Annotated in this window: 4 protein-coding genes; 3 read left to right on the plus strand and 1 reads right to left on the minus strand. The window is 30.2% G+C overall.

Translation table 11 applies throughout. The features are described 5' to 3' along the window. Positions 1-147: 147 nt before the first annotated feature. Positions 148-1,278, minus strand: coding sequence for a redoxin domain-containing protein (locus ACVC2P_RS09980; RefSeq protein WP_452598331.1), 1,131 nt, complete (start codon positions 1,276-1,278; stop codon positions 148-150). 232 nt (positions 1,279-1,510) lie between these two features. Here ACVC2P_RS09980 and mnmE point away from each other — a divergent pair, with 232 nt between their 5' ends. From mnmE to ACVC2P_RS09995, 3 genes are all read left to right on the plus strand, one after another. Continuing rightward, positions 1,511-2,902: a tRNA uridine-5-carboxymethylaminomethyl(34) synthesis GTPase MnmE gene (gene mnmE / locus ACVC2P_RS09985; RefSeq protein WP_452598332.1), complete on the plus strand. Its 1,392-nt coding sequence runs from the start codon at positions 1,511-1,513 to the stop codon at positions 2,900-2,902. A 217-nt stretch (positions 2,903-3,119) separates the two neighbouring features. Beyond that, positions 3,120-4,508, plus strand: coding sequence for a DUF1800 domain-containing protein (locus ACVC2P_RS09990; RefSeq protein ID WP_452598333.1), 1,389 nt, complete (start codon positions 3,120-3,122; stop codon positions 4,506-4,508). A 10-nt stretch (positions 4,509-4,518) separates the two neighbouring features. After that, on the plus strand, positions 4,519-5,150 hold a 632-nt coding region (locus ACVC2P_RS09995; RefSeq protein ID WP_452598334.1), incomplete at its 3' end, for a DUF1501 domain-containing protein.

The following is a 5,150-nucleotide window of genomic DNA, read 5'->3' on the forward strand; positions in this document are numbered from 1 at the left end:
GTATATTACTTAATCATTTAGTTATGACCATTTTGTTAACGATACCTATTGTAATATTATTTGTTATGAAACGCATGGGGAAACTATAAAATAAAAAAAAATGAGGCCTTTTAAACCTCATTTTTTTGTTTTATAACCTAAGTCGTATTATAAACTTAATAATTCCTCTACTTTATCTTCTAGAGCTTTACCTCTTAATCTAGTTGCTACTATTTTTCCTGTTTTGTCAAGTATAAAAGTAGCTGGAATAGAACGTACTCCATATTGTACAGCAACAGGTTCTTTCCATCCTTTTAAATTTGATATTTGCGGCCAAGTTAAGCCATCTTGCTCTATTGCTTTTACCCAACGGTTTTTTTGTCCGTTATTGTCTAGAGATACTCCTATAATTTCTAATCCTTTATCATGGTATTTTTCGTAAAGCTTTACTACATTTGGGTTTTCTCTTCTACAAGGTTTACACCAAGAGGCCCAAAAATCTATTATAGTGACTTTAGATTTTACATCGTTTAAAGAAAGTGTTTTTCCTTCAGGTGTTAAACCAGAAAAATCAGGTGCAATATTTCCTATAATGGCAGGAACAGATTTCTTTTTATTTTTATTGTCTTTAATATACGTTTCTACCTTTTTTGCTGGATTAGATTGTTTTACTTTTTCTGAAAAAGAATTGTATAATTCTTCTATTTCCTCTGTAGAAGAAGAGTTTCCTCTTACTATACGCTCTAATGTAATAGCTGCAAAAGTGTAATCTCCATTCTCTTTTATAAAGGCTTTATCAAAATCTATAGCCACTTTAATAAAACTATCGTAAGATGTTCTAATAGCAGCCATAGCCTCAGGACTTCCACTTTGCTGCGCTTTTTTAGAACGCTCCATAAGTTTTTTATTTAATACACTTAAAAACTTAGCTTCTTTTATATATTTTTTAGTAATGTCATTTTCTTTACTTCCTTCTATTAAGGATTTAGGTAAACTATCTTTATATATAGTAATATCCATTTTAGTGTTTTCTAAAATAATAGGTAAAGAGCCATTAATACTATTTATTGTTATGAAATGAATATCTGGAGACTCTATATTACCTTTAAAGACAATTTTACCATCTTTTACAGTAGTAGAATCTTCAATAATTCTGTTAGAATTATCCATTCTAAATAATTGAGCGACTTGGTTGTTGGCAGAACTGTCTACACTTGCGTTAATCTCGTAGCCATTTTGTTCTTCTTTACAAGAAAATAGGCATACAATTAAACTAAGGAATACTATTTTTTTAATCATGATATTAAGTTGTTTACTTTACAAATATATTAAGATATTGAATATGGATTATTGTTCTTAGATTATTATTTATATTAATTACTGGTTGTTAAAAATTGAGTGTTAAACAAATCTTTAAAATTAAGTACCATATCTAGACAGCAGATTTTCTAAGGAGGAAATAATTAAATAACAACTGCATAGTTATATAGAAAAACCATTAACATAAAATGCAATTCACTATTTTTGCACCATGATTAGTAATGATAATATAGTAGCATTGGCAACGGCATCTGGAGCAGGAGCAGTAGCCATAATTCGTATTTCGGGGCCAGACGCTATAACTATAGCAAATACCTGTTTTAAATCTGTAAAAGAAAATAAACAATTAACTAATCAAAAAACACATACTATACATTTAGGGCATATTATAGACGATAAACGTACTATAGATGAAGTGTTGATTTCTATATTTAAAAACCCCAATTCGTATACAGGAGAAAATGTTGTAGAAATATCATGTCATGGCTCAATATACATTCAACAAGAAATAATACAGTTGTTATTACGCAAAGGTTGCCGTATGGCCAATGCAGGTGAATTTACATTACGGGCGTTTTTAAATGGAAAACTAGATTTAAGTCAAGCCGAAGCTGTAGCAGATTTAATAGCAAGTGATAATGAAGCTTCTCATCAAATAGCAATGCAACAAATGCGAGGTGGATTTTCTAGTGAAATAGCAAAACTTAGAGAGGAGTTAATGAATTTTGCCTCATTAATAGAATTAGAACTCGATTTTGCAGAAGAAGATGTAGAGTTTGCAGACCGTTCGCAATTTAAAGCCTTAGTAGAGCGCATTACCTTTGTATTAAAACGATTAATAGATTCGTTTGCAGTTGGCAACGTTATTAAAAATGGAATACCTGTGGCAATTGTGGGCGAACCAAATGTAGGTAAAAGTACATTGTTAAATGCCTTATTAAATGAAGAACGAGCCATTGTTAGTAACATCGCAGGAACAACTAGAGATACTATTGAAGATGAGTTAGTTATAGAAGGAATTGGTTTTCGTTTTATAGATACTGCTGGCATTCGCGATACAGAGGACGTTGTAGAAAGCATTGGGATAAAAAAAACCTTCGAGAAAATGGAGCAAGCGCAAGTAGTGGTTCTTCTATTTTCTGCCGAAGAATTTAAAACCGAAAGCCAACGCCTTAAAATTGAAATAGAGAAAATTAAAAACCGTTTTCCTTTAAAACCGTTAGTTATTATAGCTAATAAAATTGATACCTTAAATACTTCGGAATTAAATGCTCTAAAAACAGAATTTGTAAATATACATTTGCTATCTGCAAAAACTGGAGTAGGAGTAGAGGAGTTAAAAGAAAAACTAATAGGTTTTGTAAATACGGGAGCACTTAGAAATAATGAAACTATAGTAACCAATACACGTCATTACGATTCGTTATTAAAGGCTTTTGAAGAGATAAATAAAGTTAAAGAAGGACTAGAAATAGGTATTTCGGGCGATTTATTAGCTATAGACATTAGGCAAGCACTATATCATTTCGGAGAAATTACAGGAGAAATTACAAGCGATGATTTATTAGGAAATATTTTTGCTAATTTCTGTATCGGGAAGTAGAAAGGCTTTAAGCTTAATAAATATAGAAATAAACCCTTATAGTATTGGGTAGATAAATTTGCTTTTTTTACTATTTATCTTTTACTCTCATAATAATTATATAGTATACTCTTTAGGATAATTATTTAACCCCTTTTTCTAAGAAACCTTATATTTTGGTTGATGCTAATTAAACCATTAGTTAAACAATGTGTCTAAATCTAAAAGCATTATAAGGGTGAAACAAAAACACGTTCAACATTTATATTCAAGAGCTGGATTTGGTATTGGGTATAACCAATTTCAAGAGTTACAATCCAAATCTAAGTCTGCAATCGTTTCAGAACTATTTTTAAATGCTGAAAAAGTAGAACCATTACAGTTAGACCTTTCAGAGTTTAAAGAGCTACTCCAGCCTAAAAAGTATTCGAAATTGAAAATGATGGATGGAGCGCTTAGAGCCTTGAATAAGAAGAGTAGAGAGAAAGTTAAAGAACTTAATTATGCTTGGATAGATAGGATGGTAAATCCTTCATCAGTCTTAAACGAAAAAATGACTTTGTTTTGGGCAAATGTTTTTGTTTGTCGTGATAATACAATTTGGCATATTCAGCAATATAATAATACACTTCGGGCAAATGCTTTAGGTAATTTTAAAGATTTTGTAAAGGCTATAGCCAAAGAGCCATCAATGAGTAAATACCTTAATAATAGGCAAAATGTAAAGCAAAGCCCTAATGAGAATTTTGCACGAGAACTTATGGAATTGTTTACCCTTGGAGTAGGTAATTATACAGAGCAAGATATAAAGGAATCCGCGAGAGCGTTTACTGGTTGGTCGTTTAAAAGAAATGGAGCTTTCTTTTTACGTTCTAGAAAACACGATTATGGAGAAAAAACGTTTTTAGGAAAAACAGGAGATTTTAATGGCGATGATATTATAGATATTATTTTAGAACAAAAACAATGTGCTAAATTTATCTGCGAAAAAATATACAGATATTTTGTCAACCCTAGAATAAATGAAGCTCGCCTTGAGGAACTTACCGAATTATTCTATAAAGATTATGATATTAAAAAACTAATGCATCATATTTTTAGTTCAGATTGGTTTTATGATGAAAAAAATATAGGAGTAAAAATAAAATCACCTATTGAATTGTTTATAGGGATTCAAAATATTGTGCCAATTGCTTTTCAAAAGAAAAAACAACTATTGTACTTGCAGAAAATAATGGGGCAAACGCTACTCGATCCACCTAATGTTGCAGGTTGGAAACAAGATCGCTATTGGATTGATGGCAACACATTAATGGTTAGAATGAAATTAGCAGCTCTTCTATTAAATAATGCAATTATTAATGTTGGTGTTAAAGGTGAATTTGAAGACTCTTTTGAAGCCTATTACAATAAAGAACGTAAGAAAAATAAATTTTTAAAAGTATCTTCTAATTGGGATGATTTCTACAATACCTATGGAGACTTATCACACAAAGAATTAAAAAACTTACTTATTGTTTCTAATATAGATAAAGATACAGAGCAATTTTTAGAAGAATTGTCTACAAAAGATATTAAAGAATATATGATTCAATTAATGTCGTTACCAGAATACCAATTGTGTTAAAAATAAAATTATGAAAAGACGCGATTTTATTAAACAAAGTAGTTTAGCTAGTAGCTTGTTTTTAGTTCCAAGTTTTGTAAAAGCTTTTGAAACGGTTACTAAGGACGTTTTAGGTTATAAAAAACTGGTTATTATTCAGCTTTCTGGTGGTAATGATGGTTTAAACACCATTGTACCATATACTAATGATGTTTATTATAACAGTCGGCCAACATTAGCCATCTCTAAATCTAATATTCTAAAAATAAATGATGAATTAGGGTTTCATAACAAATTAACACCACTTAAAAAACTTTACGATAAAGGTTACTTGTCTATAATTAATAATGTAGGTTATCCTAATCCAAACCGTTCACATTTTAGGTCAACCGATATTTGGCATACCGCTAGTGATAGTAATGCTTATTCTAATACTGGTTGGTTAGGCCGTTATATTGATAACTACGGAAAAATGCCATTTTCTGGAATAGAAATAGACGATAGTTTATCACTTATTCTAAAAGGAGAAAAAATAAATGGTATAGCAACTAAAAACCCAGCTGTTTTAAATAGAAATATGAATACGCCATATTTTGAATATATACTTAAACAGCAAACAGATGCTCATTTAAGCGAACATAACTTAGGATACCTTTATAAAAC

This window comes from Pontimicrobium sp. MEBiC01747, from assembly GCF_053601635.1.

What these genes read in the sequence shown, in the direction of transcription:
- ACVC2P_RS09980 (WP_452598331.1), bottom strand. Translation starts at nt 1,278, where the DNA reads ATGATTAAAAAAATAGTATTCCTTAGTTTAATTGTATGCCTATTTTCT.
- mnmE (WP_452598332.1), top strand. Translation starts at nt 1,511, where the DNA reads ATGATTAGTAATGATAATATAGTAGCATTGGCAACGGCATCTGGAGCA.